Source organism: Acinetobacter sp. Ac_5812 (assembly GCF_013072695.1).
Taxonomy (GTDB): Bacteria; Pseudomonadota; Gammaproteobacteria; order Pseudomonadales; family Moraxellaceae; genus Acinetobacter.
In genome coordinates, this window is record NZ_LXUK01000002.1 from 140,355 (window position 1) to 159,832 (window position 19,478).

A 19,478-nucleotide genomic window follows, 5' to 3' on the forward strand; every position below is an offset into this window, starting at 1 on the left:
ATCATTGATAGCATGGCTAAATCATCCTATTTCCCTATTGGCAGTCTTTAAGACTAGACTTACGATAATTTTGAGTTCCTTTACTGCTAAATGTTTTTTTTAATACTATTTAGATACGTTTTATCTTGGTGAAAAAAAAGGAAATTTATGTTTTTATAATATCTAAAATATTTAATTGGGGAATGAAAATGATTGAAAACGCTCCTGATCCTAAGATCTTTCTACAAAATAGTGCCGAGTTTATGTATGAGGCGTTTCAAATAATTTTATCTTTAATGAAAGATGATTTTAATACATTCTTTGAAAATGACATATCAGCTGATGAGGGAAATTGGCTAGAAGAAACTCACAGCGTAAAAATCGGAACGGTATCTCTACTCATTTTTACTTCTATTGAAAATTATTTAAAATATAAGATATGCACAGAATCACCTTTTTTACTTATATCTAGTCTTTCTGATCTAAAAAAAGGAAAAACAGATTTTAACGAATACCACATGCATAGTTTTGAGGATTTATTGAAAGTTTATATTACTATTTATGGAATTACTGATGATGATAGACTCAAAACTAAATTTGAAATGCTCAGAAAAACAAGAAATTCATTTGTTCACAGTATCCTAAATGATGGAACATTAATTAAGGATTTACTTGAAAGTGCAGCATTTTTTGTAAAGGAAGTTTGGAATAATAAATCTAACCACCCACCTCTTTTTCACTATTTTGCTGATAGATTAGATCCACTAGCTGATTATCATGATGTAATGAATTTTACACCTGAATACGAAGATGACAATGATCAGCATGCTGAACTATTGGCAATTTATGAGATTTTAAACCACTATTTAACTAAAAATGAGGCATTATCGTTCTTAGGGTTATCAAAAACTGATAGGCTTATGATATGTCCAGTTTGTTCTATTTATTCATACAGAAATAGATCAATTACGTGTTTTAGATTTGCTAAATTTATTGTTGAAGATGGTGAAAACTTCTCTGTCTGCCAACTTTGCCAAGCCGAAGTGTTAGTCAAAGATACTGATGAAAATCCTCAAAATTTGCTCAGTGCAGAAATTTTATCAATAATTAATCAATCTCAATAAACAACAATTCCCGTCAATAATTAACATTATTCAGGAAATGATTATGTGCGCTAATTACGAACCTATCTCAAAAAGTCGAGCTCAACTACTAAATTTATATGAGCCAACTTTTGAGTATAAAGCCGATCTGTTTCCTGGTTATGTAGGTCCTATAGTCATTGCAACTGATCAAGGGTTAGAGTGGCGAGCAGCGAGGTTTGGTCTGGTACCGAACTGGGCTGATGATATAAAAAAGGTAAAAAACACATATAACGCACGCTCTGAGACAGTCGCATCCAAGCCAAGCTTCCGTCATGCATGGGCAAAGAATCAGTTTTGTTTGATTCCAGTCGAGACGATTTTTGAGCCAAAATATATCGATGGCAAGTCGCACTGGTACGGGATATTTCGAGAAGATGACATGCCGTTCACCGTAGCCGGAATTTATGAACACGCCACATTAAACGGCGAACCGGTTATCTCGATGAGCATGTTAACGATCAATGCAGATGATCATCCGTTCATGAAGCAGTTTCACGCGCCAGACGATGAAAAGCGCTCTATTGTTGTCATACCTAAAGGACGGCGTAATGATTGGCTTAGATGCAGCCATGATCAAGCTAAAGACTTTTTAGTAGAGATGCCAGTTGATGAGTACACCGCAGCGCCAAAAAATGAAATGCATAAATTCCGACCAAACACACACTGACTAGCGTCAAGTTTTGACTTGTCCTTGTTTATCCACAGATAAATAAATTTGAATTTATAATGATAAAAATCTTATCCTAAAAAGGTAAATCAATTCCCAACACGCCTCGTAGCGTAGGAGTTAGAAAATGTCTAAGAAGTTGCCTATTTACTTCTCTGATGGTGCCTGGTCGAGCTTACAAGATCTTATGGGACCTGATGGGAAACCAAGCCCCACCGTTAATGCTGTTTTTGAACAGATCTCAATGCAAGCAGATCTGATTGATAAACTCGGCCTCACCCCTATCCTTCCAAAATCTAAAGCATCGATACCGATGTCATTAGAGCGTATCCCTGCAGGGCCTGCATTCGCGACTAAAGATGATTTAGATACTAGCGTAGATCTGAATGAATATCTGATTCACAACCCTATCTCATCATTCATGGCCCGAGTTGATAGTGAATCTATGTTAGGTGCTGGCCTTGAAATTGACGACCCCATCATTATCGATCGCAGCATAGAGGCTGCACATCAGGATATCGTAGTCGCATTAATTGACAATAAAGACTCAACGATAAAGCGTCTTATGATCACCGCCAAAATGTCGAAAGCAGATATTAAAGAGATCTTTGGTGATGAAGATTATCCGCTGCCTAAACTCTGGCTTAAGGCTGAAAATCCCGCTTATGAGCACATCATCCCTGCAGACAATCAGACTGTAGTTGTATGGGGTGTGGTGACATTCAACTTAAAGCGTATGCATTACCGCTCATAATAAGAAGAATTAAAAATGAAAAGTAATACTCGCATATTCGCCTTGGTGGATGTGAATAACATGTATGCCTCGTGCGAACGTGTTTTTAATCCCGCGCTTAATGATCGGCCAGTAATTGTGCTCAGCAATAATGACGGCTGCGCTGTGGCCAGAAGCCAAGAATCGAAGGATCTAGGAATCAAAATGGGTGTTCCCCTCTTTCAAATTGAGGACATCGTTAAAAAGCATAATGTACAAGTGCTATCAAGCAATTACGCACTATACGCTGAAATGTCACGGCGCTTTATGTTGATGCTTGGCCAGTATGTCGCACCAGGTGAACAAGAAATTTATAGTATTGATGAGTGCTTTTTAGAGCTTACAACGTTCGAAAAAAACTTTGATCTAACCGCATACGCTCAAGAAATGAGATTGAAAGCTCAACAGTGGCTTGGGTTACCCTGCTGTATTGGCATTGGCCGCAGCAAAACCGAGGCCAAAATCTCGAACCATATAGCTAAGAAAAACAAATATTTCAATGGGGTATGTAATTTAGCTGAGATGGATCCTTGTTCTGCCGAGCAATTACTCGCACATGTGGACGTTGGTGAGGTTTGGGGCGTTGGCCGCCAAAATTGCAAGAAACTAAACTTAATGAATATTAAATCTGTTCTAGATCTAATTGAGTCAAATCCGAAAGAAATTAAAAAGTCTTTTTCAATTGTGATGGAAAAGACTGTCCGCGAGTTACAAGGCGTTTCATGCATTGATATCGAGAACGAGAACCCGTCAAAACAGCAAATTATAAGCAGTAGATCCTATGGCCAGCCAGTCTATGAAAAAGACGACATTAAATCATCGGTGCGATTATTCGTGACTCGAGGCGTTGAACGTATGCGGCATGATGGCTCTATATGCAAGATGATTGGTGTGTTTATACAGACTGGAAAGTTTAATAAAGAGGAACGTTATTCGCCGTATATCATTGTGCAAATGCCTGAACATACAGATGATTTGTTAGAAATTACCAAGGCGGCAATGAAAGGTATCGACCAAATTTATAAGAAGGGATTTAAATATAAAAAGGCCGGCATTGTTCTACTCGAGTTAATTCCTAAATCGAAATTTGTTCCAGATCTTTTCACAGATTACACGCATCGAAATCAACGTGAAAAGCTTTCACAAACGATGGAAGCAATCAAAGAGAAATACGGAAAGGATCATGTTTCTCTTGGTCTATGTAACGACACTAAAGCAATTTGGCAGATGAACCAAAACCGCCGCTCTCCCTCATATTTAACCAATTGGAACGAACTTTTTAGAATCGGGTAATCACTATGCATATTTTTAATTTAACAAACGAACAACTTGCACAGATCCTCATTCCGAAGCGGTTCGTTCCTGAGAGGTCTGCTGAATTGGAAGGAAATAATGTCGAGTATGTTTTTGATAGTGAAGATAAATTCGAATTAACTTATGATGAGCTATTAGAAATAATTGGAAAGGCTAGATTGGCTGGACCGCAACTTATACCTGTGATTGGGACAGTGGGGGAACAATGAATAGTAATAAAAGTACATTTTACGCAATATTATTATGGGGTGTTGTTATTTATGCTATTTCATTGCTTATTTACTGTACATTAAGAAGTTATAGTGCTGACACTAAAGATTTTATTTCAGATTTTGGTTCAATAATCGGTGGAATAGGTACTTTTTTTGCAGCCTTCATCGCTGCTTATTTATTCAACGATTGGAAAGATCAACACAATGCACAGGTAAGATATAACTATATTAAAGATACACTAACTCTTTTAAGGGAATGCATAATCGGACTTGGTCCAACACTAAGTTCAGCAGTTGTTGCAGGTGAAAAGTTCATAAATACAAGTTCAATAACCAGCATCCCCATTGATCAAAATTTAAACGATAAGCTCTATGAGCAACATAAACTTGTATTTTTAGTATTTAAGGAATACTACTCAATTTTTAAAGATGATGATAGTTATTTAGAATTTCTTAAACTAAACACCTTTCTTGAAAAAATATTTGTCTCATTATCAGATTTGAATACAACTATCCTGAATATTGAAAAATTAGAAAAAATTACTCAAAACACTCAAATAGTTGCTATTCCCTCTGCAATAAGCAACGGTCAAGTAATTAGCCATGTGACAGTTCAAAAGAGTTATCTAGATTTATATAGGGAGTTAGAACTCCACTACTTCAACCTGACAAGCCACATAGCTACCTACCAAATTAACGATTAATTCTCTAAATCACTTTTACACATATCCCAACATGAATATTGTTGTTTATAGTGTGTGCAGTGCAATCTGGTAAAAGAACAAGAATGCAGGCGCTTAAGATCAATGTAATCACTGAGCGCCTGCAGTGATAAATTACTTTTTTAAAAATAGATTACGCTCGGCAGCACGACGGCGTTCCAATCCTTTCATTACCTTGCCTCCACCAATATTCCAAACTTTAAACTGATCGGCTGCACCAATGAAATCACCTTTATTCAGTTTGGCCAATAGTGTTGATTTCTTAAATGCAGTTTCACCGATGTTGTATGTCAGACTCACCAGTGCATCGAATTGATTCTGAGAAACTGGAACTTTAACAACGCTATTAACTGCTGCTTCAAAGCGCTGCAAATCATGTTGAAAAAAGGTCATTGCTTGCGCTTTTGTGCAGGTATCACCTCTTTTCACTTTAACGCCGTTTGGAAAAACCGTGGTACCAAAACCAATGGTCCAAACTCCCACGCCATCGTCATAAGCTGTAAGCACCAGATCTTCAAAACTGGTGATTAAGTTGATACCAACGGAACTGGTTTTCATGCTACCAGATTGGTATTCATCTAAAATTTCACTAAATCGATCAACTTGATTTTGTGTAAGCTTGCCGCCTAGTAGTTTACGGGCAATGTCAAAGAATGCCTTTCTATCCATTTTACTGTCCTCTAAAAATTAGAAACCGCCCGAAGGCGGCTATTTAATGCTGTGATCTAAATGTCTTTATCTTTCTTCTTTTCTTGCTCTGAACTACCGAAGTAGAAACCGCAAGCGGTTGTCATTGCCCCTGCAATAAAACCTAATGCCGTGTTTATTAAGTTGCTGTTCTCTCGTGGCATATCGACAAAGAATAGTGCGATTACCAGGACAAACATTAAAGCAACTAAGGCAAAGGCCAGATAAGCCCGAGTTTGTTCACTTGTCATCAAAATCACCTTTTAACCGTTCTTTAGTTTGCTCATATTGCTTCTTTCGCAATTCGTGGATCTCTTGGGCTCGCTTATCATCACGCCGCTTAAAGTACAGCGTAGTGAAAAACGAAATCACACCAATAAATACCGAAAACCATACTGCCCAATCTACACTTGCTGCATACGCTGCCACTGATGCTACCCCTGATGCATATGATACTTTTGGTGCTGTTGCTGCGATTGTGTTTGTAGCAGCTTCAACCGCGCTTGCTGCCTGTTCCTGCATTTTTCTGACTCCAGAAATGAAAAAACCGCCTTAAGGCGGATGTTGTTAATTAGTCTATGAATTAAAGATTGGTTACATCAAGCGAGCAGCTTGCTACGATTGGCTTATCTTTTGTTCTACGCCGAGCATAGTAAACACATAAAATTCTTGCTGGAGTTGTCTCCACTACGAACGGTTGCCCGCCATCTGTTGAAAATATTGGTGCAATGCGAGTTCTATAAGACCAAGTCACCCCACCATCAGTACTTCTAAAGATTGTCACACCTGTTGTATTTGCTCCCCATATAATGTCGCCAGCAGATCCTGCGTGACCACTTGAACCGCTACGATCGCCAGTGGCCAAGATAATAGATCCATCAGAGATTTTGGTTAAATTCGGCTGTCGCCCATCCATCATTAATGCATCTTGAATGACTGGTGCAGACCAAGTTGCACCATCATCAATAGATACACTTTTATACAAAGGATTTGAGTTTCCTGAAGAATCTTCTCGACAGTATGCAATCCAGGTCGAACCTGTTGTATTCACTAAATCAGCTTCTGTAAAAATTTTCCCTGCACTACTAAACATGATCGATTTTAGAAACCAATTTTCTTTATCGTTTGAAGTAAATAATGCAGTTTCACTTATTCCGTTCACAGAATCAAAGTAGTAACCTGTTCTATACCAAACACCATTTTTGAACTTTAGACGAGACCAAACAGCATAAGCTTTACTGTTTGCATAAATAAAAGGCTTAATCGTTGCAGAAATTACACCCGCCACTTTTTTAATAATGAAAGTCTTTAAAACAAGAATGTCACCATCATTCATAATGCTTTCAAGTAAAGAAAAGTCATACTCAAGGGTGTCATTAATAAAGAAATTTTCATTCACTTCATATGTTTCACCATTGTCTTTTGAAACAAACATGACCTGCCGATCTGACTGTGCATGCGCTAAGCCATCTGAACAAATACCTACTATTGCTCCATTTAGTTTTTCAACAAATGGAAAAGCTGAATAATTCCCCGTGCGAACAATGTTCTTTGTTCGAAAGTTTACTGCTTGTACAAAAACATGGTTGGAGGGTAATCGTGGAAAGATACAAGGATCATTATTCAAATCATTCCCTGTAAATTCATATTCGCGTTTCTGACCAAAAACAACACTCATAATTTAAATCCTAGAAAATCACTTGGGCAGTCCAGTGGCATAGATAGCGATGTCCAGCAACAGCTGCAACGCTGTTTGTAATAGTTACACCGCTTTCACTTAAGTTATATGCGAGACCATTAATGTTGATTGGAGGATCTGCCGACTTATCTAAAAACCTTGATTCAGTACCACTTGTTGGCGACTGAAAGAGGAATTGAGGTGCCATAAGCATGACGGGGCTAAATTTGATATTTTGTGCAAAAGCCCAGTTAATATTTGAATTTAAAGCAATCATTTGAATTGCACCTTGCTCCGTTTGTACTCCACGGGGTGCTCCATAAGGGTAAGTGGTTTGATACCGGCTTAAAGCTTTCTGCATGATGTCGTATTTCTGCAGTTTTAAAGTCCGCACATATTTATTTGTTTGTGTAAGCTGGATACCTTCAAACTCTAAATAATCATTTGCGCCTGCAACTTCATTAATAAACTTAATCGTAAACAGCACTGCAATTTGAGTGAAGTGAGAAGGCAATGCAAAGACCAGTGAAAATGGATTGTCCTGGTCTCTTGACTCGATATTGAAATCTTCACTTTTAATTACTGTATTGCTGTTACTGTACAAACCATCTGGTCTTAAAATCGGTTGCTCTAATTCATCAGATCCTAAAATTTTTACGTTGATATCAGTTGCTTGATAATCCGAACCTTTAAACATATACCAGGCAAGACAGCAGGTATTGCCGAACAAATATTTAGCTTCATCGAAAGAAAGATTAATAACAAATGTATGCTCAGCCGTACTTGTTGTCGTAGCGTTTCGCTGGATGCGCATTGCATCTTGCTCATATGTTCCGTTTACATGGAATATAGTTGTACCATCGGCGAATCCAGCACGCGCGTGGGTGATCCCTGCAGGGATCTGCTTCCGCTGAGTTGTATCAACAGATAGCGCGTGCCCCATTTGCCATGCCGTTAATGCTCCTTGCCAGAGTTGATTTTCATAGGGAATCGTCTTAAATCGCTCTATAAAGTCTCTATTTAAAGCCCTTTGAGTCCGCCCATCCTCAGTAACAATTAATAAGTCTGTCCACCCATTTGCGCCAGCACCTGCAGCTGCAGCGATTTCAATCGCTTCTGCTAACCCTTCGATCGCACCATCTAAGTCGGCTCTAATCTGTTCAAGAACTTCATTAAAATGTTTTATCTGAGCTTCAACATCATCCTTTAATGCATTAATCTCTTCGATTGCTTCATCAATGGTGGTTATATCCACCTTTGTGTCTAAGCTTGCTAGTACTTTCCGCAGAATCATTAAAATGTCTGCCAAGCTATTTGCATTGCTTAAAATTGCACTCCAATTCGTTGCCATGCTTTCCTCCAGGCAATAAAAAACCCGCTTTCGCGGGTTTCATGACAATTTAAATTATTTAGCTTTGATTACATAAATCGCTGAAATATTCTTAGGTCTATTTTCGGTCGCAGTTGGTACAACTAAAGATGCATTAAATTTTGCACCCCAAGCATTACCAGTTCCAGTTGTATCCCCTGTGCTGTTTTTATTTCCAGGAATAACTTCAAATGCACCAGTGGCTTGTAAAGCATCAACAAACTGTAAATTACCAGAGTCCGTGCTACCGGCCCGAATATCTCCCTCAATATTTCGGATAGCATCACCCTGGGTACTTCCCAAAGTTCGGCCAATATCGACACCCCTTCCATGGTCCCAACCTCGTACAAATTCAGCTCGATAATCAGGGACCGCAAAAGTGTTTGCATCACCACCATACTTATTACCCAATCTTGCCGCTAGAATTGGATAGTCAGCCTTGTTATACGTCTGACCATTACACTCCAAATAGTTCACTGGTACTGTTTCAAATGGACAAATACTTATTAAGCCAATCGAATCCTCTAAAACACTTACCCTTCCACCCAAGACCTCAAAATCATGCGCATTTGATTGAGAAATTTGAGTTACTGTATTGTCTAGATCACCATGCGCATCAATAATTTCATTTACTTTTTTCGTTAATGCATTAAACAGCCAATTGAACCATTGTCTAGCAGGTTTTAATTTAGTGGGAAAGCCCTTGAGTAGATCCAATTGATCAGTATTTTTTTCTCCAGTACGGGCAAATTCCGTTAATTTATTAATACTCATCTTCATCACCAAATAGTAATCTGACCCCAGAAGGTAAAGGAAATAGCATCCGCACCAACTCCCTTTCATGTGTGTCAAAATCTTCTAAAAATAAAAAGCTCACAGTCATATTTAGATTATCGACTATCTTAAATCGCTTATTTAAGACCTGTTCGATAATCTCTTTTGCGGACTCCAAGGTACAATCAGACTTGTTCAAAAGTATCTTGGCTTTTATAGCAGACCGAAACAGTTGAGGGCTCATTTGATATGCTCGAAAACTTCCCACACCTGAGTCGCGCCAAAATCCTCCGATTGCTGGATCATTTGTTTCACCAAAAGGAAGTGCCTCCTCCTGATCTGCAAAACCAAAAAATGGAATCGCAACGGCGTTAGGGATTGAATCACGACTACCAACCCAATCCGCTAAAATCTGTAATTGATCCCCTTTGGCTGTTTCTAAATTGAACTTGCCACCAATACTGTTAAGGCATTCAAGACAATCAATTAAGGGATTCAGTGAGATCTCGACTGTTTCTCTAAACTTGGGTTTGTCTCGATGCTGGCTTGTAAGGAGAGCTATGTATTTCTTTGCATCCACTAAGCGCCTCCTGATGATGTAATTTCAATATTGTCGGTGTCACAATATGCAACCGCATTAAAAGCTAGGTAGTAATCACGTTCAATGGGTACACCATTTGCGATTATTTGGATCGACTCAATCTGGAACGACTCTGAATCCAAGTTCCCGAATAGACCTGCAGGAATATAAAGCTTATTCAGCATAATACGATCACCGATATCTAATTGATTTACATAATCAGCTAGGTTTTGCTTAATCTCAGCTTCAATTTCTTTGGAATAGCCTGAGGTACCAGTAATATCAATTGAAAAACTGATATTCACGATATTAGGTCTATACAACGAAACTATTTCTTCATCACCAAAGGTATTAATGACGGTGACTGAAATATTTCCGTACCATCCGCAACCCAAGCTTTTCTTTGATCTCATCACGTTAGCAATCTGGTTTGCATCCCCACCCGCTACCACCACACATAAACTATGAGAAGGAATGCCTAGACTGTTTGTAGCATCAGTGTCATTTTCGTATGTCTTACAGCGTGAAATGCCTGGCAAGCTAAAGATCGCCCCTTTAATGCTGTCCGTTTTAGATTGCGAAGGAATGGCCACAGAAAGTGCCTGACGCTGTCTTAGCTTTGCATCTGACTCAACGGGCATACCTAAAGTCGATGTCGCGGGATTATTTACCCCTTTCCATCCCCGTGTCGGCTTACCAATTATTTTGATGGTGTTGCTCATAGCCAGAATTGCACCTGGGTTTTTCGCAGTGGCTGTAATAACAATTTGACCCGAATTAGGAATTATCACCAAGTCTGGAAAGATCCATTGATTAGCATTGTCATCGAGGGCGTATCCTTTTGTGATTTCCGTAGTGGCCACACCCGTAATTTCTAGATCTACAGTCGAGAATGTTGGTACCTGCCGAGCAATTCCATTTATGGCCACATTGCGAGACAGAGCATCTTTCTTTGCTGTCTTTGGTGAAAAGGTGGAGTAAGTATCTACAATGGCCGCATTTACATCGGCGATCGCACGGGAAAACACACCAATCCACTGCCCGTCCTGGCTATCGTTTTCAAGGTACGCATCTTCGCCATAAATACTTTTATATTGCGTCTTGAGATAATCGACTATCTCGTAATAGGTGGGTGCCAAGGGACCGCTATCGGTAATAACTGGCGCAACTGTCGTCAATGTCATGTTGTTAAGTCCCCATTAATAAATGCTTCGCCGTAAATAGTGTTTACCGTCATCGATACAGTTAAACGGCGTGTTTCTGTATTTAAAGAGCTTTGAAAATCGACAATGTTATTTACACCTGGTGTTTCTAAAACTCGCTGTCTTAGAGTGAGCTCATAAAGATTCTTGGAATGCTTACCAACAATCGACTGACTCCAACCTGTGCCGTCCGATGTGTCGGCAAACCACTCACCAAGCCAAAGCTTAAGCCTGGATAAAATCGCCTGCGCCACGGTCTCGGGTGAGTTCACAAGAAAGTCATTCTTGCCAGATCCAAAAACATAGTCGCCATCACTTGAAAGTTTTCTATAGCGCATAAAAAAAGACGCTGTCGCGCCCCTCATGTTGATAACTTTTATTCTGGTGGGCCTGATTTGCTAGATCCCGAAGCAACGCCCGTTGTGATGTGGCTAAATAAACTTACTGTCTTGGCCACAACATCAGTTAATGACTTAATCAGCCCTGTAACAGTTAAAGTCTTTTTCATTTCCACGTCACAATGAAAGACAGCCTTCTGGCCAATAAAATTAAAGACCCCATCTTTTGTGATTTGGATCTTTGTTGCATTGTCATCACTGCGGATCTCAAGGCTATCTGTAGAAATATTCGAGATCTTGTTTGCTTGTGACTGCGGTTTAAAAAATGCAAAGCCATCTGATAGATCATGATGCCGAGTATCAAAGGGATTCTGAACCCCACCAGATTGCCACCACAGGTCGATGTTGCGAGATGAAAAGTTAACAAGGCATTCATCCCCCACATTGATTGGATGTGTAATGGTGAAGCCGCCAGCGCACGGAAACATAACTGGTACATCTTGCAGTATCGGAATTTCTAACATTTCGATATTTCCGTCCGGTGCACGTACCGGCACCTTGATTAACGGTTTCACTTCTAAAGTGACTGCATCAGGATCATAACTCACCACTTCACATGGTAAGTTTGTCCAGATAGCCAAGATCTCTGCAGTAACAGCATCTTTAATAATGCTAAGCAGATCTGGTGAACGTTCATTGATTGTTAATGCCATCTATTCAGCCCTCGGTGTGGGTGCCCAGCTTTCATCAACTGCAGTGAGGGTAATACCAGTTAAAGGCACTACTGCACCAAGTGCCGTGCAAACCATGTTGGTGTACCACTCATCCCCACGTGTATCACCGCTATGTTCAATCGCTTGAATCACAAAAATTCCCTTGGCATTGGTTGCCAGTTTCGGTGTTTTGTTGGGTTGATCAACTTGCTGTCCAGCATAGGAAATATCATAGTTTTCTGACTGCAGATTCGTTACATCGATCTTTATGCGGTCCATACGTTTAAGCTTAGGATTCAACAAGCATTTAACGACTAGTCCCTCGCTTGTCAGTTGTGGCATTCCAACCATCCCCGTATCTGCAGTTAAAACAAACATGGGGTGAATTGAGTATTTATCCAATTCTGTAGAATTAATGACACCTTCGGAATAATCAAAGGTGACATTATTCTCACGGCCAACTTTTTCAATAAATCCATGAAAGCTACCGAACAAGGTTCGCCCACGTGGGTACTTTTGATCACTTAACTGGACCAGATCCCCCGCATCGATTCCATACTTCTTAGCTTCCTCCACGATTAGATCACTTAAGCCGTGAATAGATGTACCTGCAGGTACAGATTGATTAATAACGGCCTCATTTCGGACTTGATCACCAGCAATGGCCAACACACAAAGATAGGTATCAACTGGACTATATCGACCACGGCGGTATTGAAATACACGACCTTTAAAAATAACCTCAGGCTCATCATCCCCATAACTACACGCCAAGATAACTTGCGTATTCTTTTTATCATCGTCTACGCCAGCAAGCTTATTCATAGTCTCATGCGATAAATTGTAGATATAGAACTCTGCGGCCTTTGGTTGTTCTCTTGTCGGCTGACTAACCACAAAAGTGATTTTAAAATCAGAAAAATCTAATGCGTCAGGTGTATTTTGATCAACTTGAATCGTCAGTCTACAGTTACGCATCCATTGCATAGTCATGTGTCACTCCAAAACAGTTTTATTCGGGTACTTAAGTCACTGAATGTCTGGCTCTCATCTTCATTAGTATTCAGCACGTATAGCGCACCCTTAATGATGTGTTGATGTTGGACCAGTAAATTGTCACCCACCAACATTGGTAGACCAGCAATTAAGGGATTTTCTGCATTATCAAAAATATCTAAATACCACTGCTCAGCTCGATAGATAAGTTGCAACTTATACTGTGTGGTACCGAGCTTGATATTAAATTTTTGATTACCGAAATTAAGCGGGATTTCGTAATCCATAATTATTCACCCAATAATACTGATTTGATAAAACCTGTAGTTTTACTTAATGCTGACTCATTGATAGGTATAGCCTGAACGGTACCACCGTCTGAAACGCCTGCAGTAGCTTCAGGGCTTGCTTGATTCTCAATTGCTATGAAAGTTGTTTGTGTACTGACCATCAAAACTTTTTTAAAAGTAATATCGATCATCAAAACGTTTTCAGTCTGTAGATCCGTAGTACATCCAAGCGACTTGATAAGCATGTTTGTGTACAGTCGCTTACCAGTTGAAATAATCAGGGGTAAAGCTTGTTCTTGTAGCTGCAGCAATGTTTGATAAACAATTGTCAAACTCGTATTGCCACCCAAGATGGTATCTCCAAGAAATCCATTTAAGGTGCCTGCGCTCTCTGACCACCCCACCTTCATTGTCACTTCTGGTGGCTCTTTGAATGCATGATCCGAAATAGCCGCACCGACTTCCGTAGGATGCTCAGTTATTTTCAGTTCATCTTTATGCTTTTCTTCTACTGTGACATCTGCAAAAAGCCCCATGATCGTTCGACCACGGCCAGAGAGTAAAAGTGAGCCTATGATCTCCGAATTCTGATATGACGTGACAGCACCTAGGCCGCCATCAAGTAATGTACCTATTGCCATAATTTCACTCATATAATATAAGAAGGCATTACACCTAAAGATGAAAAAACAGAGTAACCAATCATGAGAAAACTACTGCTCTTGACTATTACATCTATGCTTAGTGCTGGAGCTTGGGCTTTACCTGCGCCTAAAGATTCCTGTCAAATATCAGATCTTCAAACAAGATATGCTAGGCTTTATGCTGCAGGAAGTACTTGTGGTAAAGATGAAAATTCACCTTATGCAAACAAACTTAGTCAGCTTTTCCAGTCGGATCAAGAGAATTGCAAAGTTTCAGCGAATCAAATAGATCCTACAGATAAGCAAGTTGATCAAGCTTTTAATGAACTTGATCAAATGACACATGCCCAAATAAAAGAATTATGTGCAAGTTTGGATAAACAAATACAAGCCATTAAACAAAAACCCCCTTTGCTCCCCTTGCCATGATTGTCATTGCATTTTCCTGCTGATGCTTAATTGCATTGGCAGACTCCACTGGACTTGATGCCCCATTAATCGTCATATCTGTCTGATAATTTTGATTAATAGTGATATTACTAGCTGACATATCATTCGAGCTATTCACCTGCGCCTTGTGTGGATTACCATTGGGAATAGTCGCATTTTCCGCAAATCGGGCAAGATCTTTAGGGTTATTAGGTAAAATAAATTTTTCTGTCTTATCAATTTGTCCCTTTAATTTCTCCAGATTATTTCTCCGTCGCTGATCATGAGCTTTCCAATCAAATGCCGTTTTGCCTTTATTTATGCGATCTTGGCCATAAGCCCATACAATATAGTTTTTACCTAAAGTTTTGGCGTAATTTTCAGGATCAGCATTAGGAGAAGAATCGAATAATTCTTTGGTTTTACTGTATCTCTTTATGCTGTATATCTCACTTCTAGCAAACTCAGCCATTGCTTTTAGTGATCCTTGATTTTTCAACATATGTCCAGTTTCATCAAGTAGATTTTTAGACTTTAAATAGTTAATTAACTTCTCCTTCCTATCACCTTGCCAACTAAAAAATCCAAGATTTTGTTTTGAATTTCCAGCATCAGAATGAGTTCCGAACATCGTATCAAGGTTATATTCATTTTCACGGCCAACCTCTGCGGTTAATGCCATAGCTTGATTCATAGAAAATCCTGAATCCAAGAATGCTTTAAACACTGACAATCTACGACCATCTTTGGTTTTTAGTGATGTTTCACCTACAGCTCCTTTGACGGCATCTACTGTGGCCTTCGCTGCACCAGTAGCAACAGACTGGTACCCAATTTCACCACGTTCACGTTGATCAACTCGGGTTTGAGCATCAGCATTGCCAAACATGGCCAAACCTTTATCGACCATAGAAAATGCAAAATCGGTAATGCTGGCCACTTTGTCCTGTGTAGGCGTAACCTTTTTCGGATCTGTTGGATTGATGTATTTATCAACTGCATCGTTAACTTTCTCTGCAGTCTTTGTGACACCTTCTTGAACCTCGGTCGCTACCTCTTTTAATGCACCTGCAGGATCTTTAATGATTTTCTGGATGAACTCGATTGTCTTGTCTTTGATCTTGTCGAGAATATCTAAAAAATCTTTGATCTTGTTGATAATGGTATCGATGCCATTGGTCCACTTAGACCAGTCAAACAATGACTTGCCGCCTTCCTTCCACGTTTTGTAATCGTCATAGAGCAATGCCAGGGCTGCACCCAATGCCAGGATAATTCCGATCGGTGATGCTAGGAATGCGAGTCGGAATAACTTAAGCAAACCGATAAAAGTTTTAAAAGCCGGTATAAACTTTAAAAGTAGCCCGAGCGACTTGGCCAAAGCTCCAAACATTAATGCCAACATTGCAAAGCGCAAGCCAACGGCGAGCCCTTCTTTGATTTGTGGATTCAATTGTGAAAAGGCATGAATACCTGCCTGAATCAACTGATTCAACATTCTCAAGATAGGAATTAAAGCTTTACCCGCCTGCATGATAATGACCTGAAACCCTGTTTTAGTCATCATTGTCAGATCACGGTATTCGGTCATAAACTCATTGCCAGACTTGGCTAAGTCATTATTCATACCGAGTTCTTTTTGGATCTTCTGGTATTTATCCATGTTGGCCATGAATTTACCATCACGCATGGCCATCAATGTGTTTTGATCGATACCAAGGGAATTGGCATAAGCATTGGCTTGATACGATGGCATCTTGGCTAAAACACCGCTCAGATCCTTCATAACTTCCACGCGGTCACGCATTGCGCCGTTTGCATCACGTGTATTTACACCAAGACTTTTAATCTGTCCCTCGTAACCAGGTGAATTACGGATCTTTTCAGCTAATGCCTCAAGTGTTCCGACAGCACCCTCGGCACTACCACCAAGCTGAGCAATGGCATTCCCATATGCATTGATGTTGGTAACACTGGCACCAATACGTTGAGATGAGAAATAGAGCTTATCTAACTCACTGGCAGTTTGTTTTACAGCAAGTACGGCACCAGTGGCCAAAGCCAACAAAGCGCCGTTTAATGCCTTAGCTTTCCATTCAATGCCATCCATGGCACTTTTCATATTAGCTAAGCCGGTATTGTCTGTATCAAACCCCAGCGAAACCAAGAAATCACGAATTACACCATCTGCCATGGGATCACCTATTTATTTTTTCTTTCACGCTCCTTGTTCAACAGATATTCATTATCTGCAACGACATCAAGCGCATCATTCATGAAAGCTATATCAACGAGATCTAGCTCACCATTTTTTAAAGATTCAAATTTGCACATGCCTTTGATCACTGGCCGCATGAGCCAATCCGACTCATCCGGCAAGGACCTGAAACTTATTGCGGTTGCTTCATGCTCGATGCCTTCATAAGCAACCCTTGAATAAAATTTCCCAAGTTGATCCGGATCGTGGCAATTACTAAGGGCAAAACTTGCGTCATATCGATGTCATCAAACATGATGCTGTTATTACGACAGACAACAGCACCACCTCGCTTGGCAACGCCTAGGCATTTAAAAATGATGTAATTCACATCATCCTCAGGCATTTGTGCAATCGCATCCATCAACGGCGATAGAGCATCGGCCAATGGCTGCAGGTCGCTAAGATCACCGCTTTCGCCCTGGTCAATCGAATCAATTGCTTTTGCTAAATCACCCTTGGCCACTTCCGCAATAATCGGCATCAACTTAGGCACAATAGGTGCAATTTTTCGGGATACATGAAACTGATCGACCGCATTTAAGCGGCCGATCGTGTATTCAATTCCATTAATTTCCATAACTTAAAACCTTACTCATATGTGCCAAGTTTCATATCGACTTTGATTGAGTCAAATACCCATTCCACGATGCCGCCGTCTTTTGCATTCACATAGTCAGGGACTTTCTTAAATGCACATTTGGTGGCTGTATGGTTATCCCCTGAACCGTCATGATTCAGAGTGATTGTATTTTTCCCCCATTTCACCGAGCTGTTTTTCTGCAAGTTATAAAGATTCATTAACTTGGCATTAGTCGGAGAAGTTTTAAGAAAGCGAATTGTGATCTGACCTGAATTGTCGGCATGCAATGAATGCATCCCTTCACCATCGGCCCCAATGGTCATGGTGTTTTTGTCGCCTGCCATTGCAAAGGTAATACCCTCATCGGAAATAGCTGCGCCATAACCTAGATCAATCACCGCGTCTGCACTGGTTAAAGTGCAATGGGTATCCATAAAAGAATATGTACTCACGAATTACTCCTTAACGGTTTACAGCGACAAGAACATCAGCAAAGTGTGTTGCACCTGCTAACTTACCCGCAATTTGAAATACAGGCGCTTTACGAGCTTCACGATCTGCCTGAGGTTGATCATCAAGACTATTGGCAAACACGTAGTAGGCTTTTGGCAGATAGTCACCCGTCTCAAGTACACCAAAGCTGTCGCCATTCCATCGACCAGGACCAAGCAAGCCATTGGTCACACCTTGCTCACAAGCTGTTTCAAGCACACCACACTGACGGTTCACACCTGCGCCCGTTTGCGGAATCTTGGTTGTGTTGGTGTAATAAAGATTCCACAACGATGTCTCAAGATGGTTTTGGAACCAATCTAGGCCGTGGATCTCATCAAAGAATGTGCCATCTGTCATGACACCTTCCTGCAGGATGGCCGTGTCATTGTTATAGCCTGCAAACACATTACAGTTAATCGCTGCCAGCGCCTTAGCCTCTGGGGTTTTAAGATCCTCTGCAGCAATGCCAGGCAACTGTTTAAACTTCAATGTTATGGTGGTATTGGTACCCATAAAATTTACAGTGAAAGCACGACCAAACACCGATGCAGCAGCATAAGCGTTATCACTGGAAAAAATTGAGATGGTCCGGCGGAACTTCTTCTGTTTAAGCTTGTAAGGGATGCTGGTGGTATCCGTTGAACTTAAGCAGTTTTCATCTTGTGAGGTGTAACCGAATACACGCGAAGGATCTGCAGCCTCAATCAAAGCACCAACGTCTAAAGCCTGCTGCTCGGTAAGATCTGCAGCAATAACCAGACCGTACCACTTTAACGACCCAAGACATGCTTGGACTGCAGCTTGAATTGTTTCTGCCCCTGTGCCTTCTTTGTGCCAATAGCCAATATATAAGGTGCGTGGCTTAGGCGATTGTCCAAAGTATGCCAAAGCTGCTTTATATTCTGGATCGTCAACGCCGTAATCCTCACCAACTTCGGTGATATTTGAATACTGACGCATACGCTCAATCGCATCAATCACGCCACTGGTAGCACCAAGAATCAGCAAAGATCCAAACGAGCGAGGTCCTGCCGCCAATGCAGCAAGGCTAATGCTGACATTTACGACATTAGAAACGGGTAATGTCATGGATTACTCCTGGTTAAATTTATTGTTCCAACATCTAAAAATGACTTAACAGCAAACGTGCGTGATGTTTTCCGCTTAAATACAGTGGTTAGGTCATATCGATGTACAAACTGATTATTGAGAAAGTCAGGCGCGGTGATGAGCTCACCGACACTGATAAATTTGATTTGCTGCGCTTTGAGTTGCGCAATGTTTTGCGGAATTGCTAGACCATCCTTAAGGACGTTTGCGATCGATTGGCCATGATCACCATAGAACGATAGGAATAGTGTCAATTCTTCATGTCGAATTGAATCCATTGTCTCGTCTTTCTGGTCGAAGTATGGCCCATCATCGGGAATTATCGACTTTACAGCGAAGGCGCACCAATCCTCACCAATCGCAGGGAAAGGCGGAGGATCTTTCTGGAAACGTGGCCGAACCATTACACCTGGTAAAGAAGTTACCCCAACAATAAAAGCTTGAAAGATGTCCTCAAGTTTCTGGTCATAAGCAGATCCGCCACTAGGGGTGATATATCCCCCTGTTGCAGAATCACCCATG

The 19,478-nt window shown here is 40.5% G+C and carries 25 protein-coding genes; 7 read left to right on the top strand and 18 right to left on the bottom strand.

From position 1 onward, the window contains the following. The first annotated feature begins 188 nt into the window (after positions 1–188). From A7P55_RS02945 to A7P55_RS02970, 6 genes are all read left to right on the top strand, one after another. On the top strand, positions 189–1,103 hold the full coding sequence (locus tag A7P55_RS02945) for a hypothetical protein (protein WP_004805881.1): 915 nt from the start codon (positions 189–191) through the stop codon (positions 1,101–1,103). A gap of 43 nt (positions 1,104–1,146) precedes the next feature. Continuing rightward, positions 1,147–1,791, top strand: coding sequence for an SOS response-associated peptidase family protein (locus A7P55_RS02950; RefSeq protein WP_004805878.1), 645 nt, complete (start codon positions 1,147–1,149; stop codon positions 1,789–1,791). Between the two features lie 127 nt (positions 1,792–1,918). Next, entirely contained in the window at positions 1,919–2,545 is a 627-nt protein-coding gene (locus A7P55_RS02955; protein ID WP_004805876.1) for a S24 family peptidase, read from the top strand. Between the two features lie 15 nt (positions 2,546–2,560). After that, positions 2,561–3,856 (top strand): Y-family DNA polymerase, encoded by a 1,296-nt coding sequence (locus tag A7P55_RS02960; protein WP_032864983.1) that lies wholly within the window; start codon positions 2,561–2,563, stop codon positions 3,854–3,856. 5 nt (positions 3,857–3,861) lie between these two features. After that, positions 3,862–4,086, top strand: coding sequence for a hypothetical protein (locus A7P55_RS02965; RefSeq protein ID WP_004805872.1), 225 nt, complete (start codon positions 3,862–3,864; stop codon positions 4,084–4,086). Beyond that, positions 4,083–4,793 carry a hypothetical protein gene (locus A7P55_RS02970; RefSeq protein ID WP_004805871.1) on the top strand — a complete coding sequence of 237 codons (711 nt, stop codon included), beginning with the start codon at positions 4,083–4,085 and terminating at the stop codon, positions 4,791–4,793. Before A7P55_RS02965 ends, A7P55_RS02970 begins: the two co-directional genes overlap by 4 nt. A gap of 132 nt (positions 4,794–4,925) precedes the next feature. Here the strand turns inward: A7P55_RS02970 and A7P55_RS02975 are convergent, their stop codons facing one another. The 13 genes from A7P55_RS02975 to A7P55_RS03035 form a co-directional block, all read right to left on the bottom strand. Continuing rightward, a complete protein-coding gene (locus tag A7P55_RS02975) occupies positions 4,926–5,480 on the bottom strand; it encodes a lysozyme (RefSeq protein ID WP_004805868.1) in 555 nt (184 codons plus the stop codon). Between the two features lie 56 nt (positions 5,481–5,536). Continuing rightward, positions 5,537–5,749: a hypothetical protein gene (locus tag A7P55_RS02980; protein WP_004805867.1), complete on the bottom strand. Its 213-nt coding sequence runs from the start codon at positions 5,747–5,749 to the stop codon at positions 5,537–5,539. Beyond that, positions 5,739–6,020, bottom strand: a complete 282-nt coding sequence (locus tag A7P55_RS02985) for a holin (protein ID WP_004805865.1) — start codon at positions 6,018–6,020, stop codon at positions 5,739–5,741. Before A7P55_RS02985 ends, A7P55_RS02980 begins: the two co-directional genes overlap by 11 nt. A gap of 61 nt (positions 6,021–6,081) precedes the next feature. Continuing rightward, positions 6,082–7,176, bottom strand: coding sequence for a sialidase family protein (locus A7P55_RS02990; protein WP_004805864.1), 1,095 nt, complete (start codon positions 7,174–7,176; stop codon positions 6,082–6,084). A 10-nt stretch (positions 7,177–7,186) separates the two neighbouring features. After that, positions 7,187–8,527, bottom strand: coding sequence for a hypothetical protein (locus tag A7P55_RS02995; RefSeq protein ID WP_004805861.1), 1,341 nt, complete (start codon positions 8,525–8,527; stop codon positions 7,187–7,189). A gap of 54 nt (positions 8,528–8,581) precedes the next feature. Next, positions 8,582–9,319, bottom strand: a complete 738-nt coding sequence (locus A7P55_RS03000) for a phage tail protein (protein WP_004805858.1) — start codon at positions 9,317–9,319, stop codon at positions 8,582–8,584. Next, the gene (locus A7P55_RS03005; RefSeq protein ID WP_004805855.1) at positions 9,309–9,899 is read right to left on the bottom strand and encodes a DUF2612 domain-containing protein; all 591 of its coding nucleotides are present in this window, start codon (positions 9,897–9,899) and stop codon (positions 9,309–9,311) included. The genes A7P55_RS03000 and A7P55_RS03005 overlap by 11 nt, the downstream gene beginning before the upstream one ends. Continuing rightward, the gene (locus A7P55_RS03010) at positions 9,899–11,083 is read right to left on the bottom strand and encodes a baseplate J/gp47 family protein (protein WP_004805854.1); all 1,185 of its coding nucleotides are present in this window, start codon (positions 11,081–11,083) and stop codon (positions 9,899–9,901) included. Before A7P55_RS03010 ends, A7P55_RS03005 begins: the two co-directional genes overlap by 1 nt. Beyond that, positions 11,080–11,466, bottom strand: a complete 387-nt coding sequence (locus A7P55_RS03015; RefSeq protein WP_004805852.1) for a hypothetical protein — start codon at positions 11,464–11,466, stop codon at positions 11,080–11,082. Before A7P55_RS03015 ends, A7P55_RS03010 begins: the two co-directional genes overlap by 4 nt. An 11-nt stretch (positions 11,467–11,477) precedes the next feature. After that, entirely contained in the window at positions 11,478–12,152 is a 675-nt protein-coding gene (locus A7P55_RS03020; protein ID WP_004805851.1) for a Gp138 family membrane-puncturing spike protein, read from the bottom strand. Beyond that, complete coding sequence (locus A7P55_RS03025) at positions 12,153–13,145, bottom strand: hypothetical protein (protein ID WP_004805848.1); 993 nt, start codon at positions 13,143–13,145, stop codon at positions 12,153–12,155. Beyond that, the gene (locus A7P55_RS03030) at positions 13,142–13,435 is read right to left on the bottom strand and encodes a hypothetical protein (protein ID WP_004805847.1); all 294 of its coding nucleotides are present in this window, start codon (positions 13,433–13,435) and stop codon (positions 13,142–13,144) included. Before A7P55_RS03030 ends, A7P55_RS03025 begins: the two co-directional genes overlap by 4 nt. Before the next feature lie 2 nt (positions 13,436–13,437). Continuing rightward, entirely contained in the window at positions 13,438–14,079 is a 642-nt protein-coding gene (locus tag A7P55_RS03035; protein WP_004805844.1) for a phage baseplate protein, read from the bottom strand. A 63-nt stretch (positions 14,080–14,142) separates the two neighbouring features. On the opposite strand from A7P55_RS03035, the gene A7P55_RS03040 reads away from it, so the two are divergent. Then, a complete protein-coding gene (locus tag A7P55_RS03040; protein ID WP_004805842.1) occupies positions 14,143–14,511 on the top strand; it encodes a hypothetical protein in 369 nt (122 codons plus the stop codon). On the opposite strand, the gene A7P55_RS03045 is transcribed toward A7P55_RS03040, so the two are convergent. The 5 genes from A7P55_RS03045 to A7P55_RS03065 form a co-directional block, all read right to left on the bottom strand. Further along, positions 14,477–16,705 carry a phage tail tip lysozyme gene (locus tag A7P55_RS03045; protein WP_004805839.1) on the bottom strand — a complete coding sequence of 743 codons (2,229 nt, stop codon included), beginning with the start codon at positions 16,703–16,705 and terminating at the stop codon, positions 14,477–14,479. The genes A7P55_RS03040 and A7P55_RS03045 overlap by 35 nt on opposite strands. A 196-nt stretch (positions 16,706–16,901) precedes the next feature. Then, entirely contained in the window at positions 16,902–17,348 is a 447-nt protein-coding gene (locus A7P55_RS03050) for a phage tail assembly chaperone (protein ID WP_004805835.1), read from the bottom strand. Between the two features lie 11 nt (positions 17,349–17,359). Beyond that, on the bottom strand, positions 17,360–17,803 hold the full coding sequence (locus A7P55_RS03055) for a phage protein (protein ID WP_004805834.1): 444 nt from the start codon (positions 17,801–17,803) through the stop codon (positions 17,360–17,362). Between the two features lie 10 nt (positions 17,804–17,813). After that, positions 17,814–18,935, bottom strand: a complete 1,122-nt coding sequence (locus A7P55_RS03060) for a DUF3383 family protein (protein WP_004805832.1) — start codon at positions 18,933–18,935, stop codon at positions 17,814–17,816. Then, positions 18,932–19,477, bottom strand: coding sequence for a hypothetical protein (locus A7P55_RS03065; protein WP_004805829.1), 546 nt, complete (start codon positions 19,475–19,477; stop codon positions 18,932–18,934). The genes A7P55_RS03060 and A7P55_RS03065 overlap by 4 nt, the downstream gene beginning before the upstream one ends. Position 19,478: the final 1 nt, after the last annotated feature.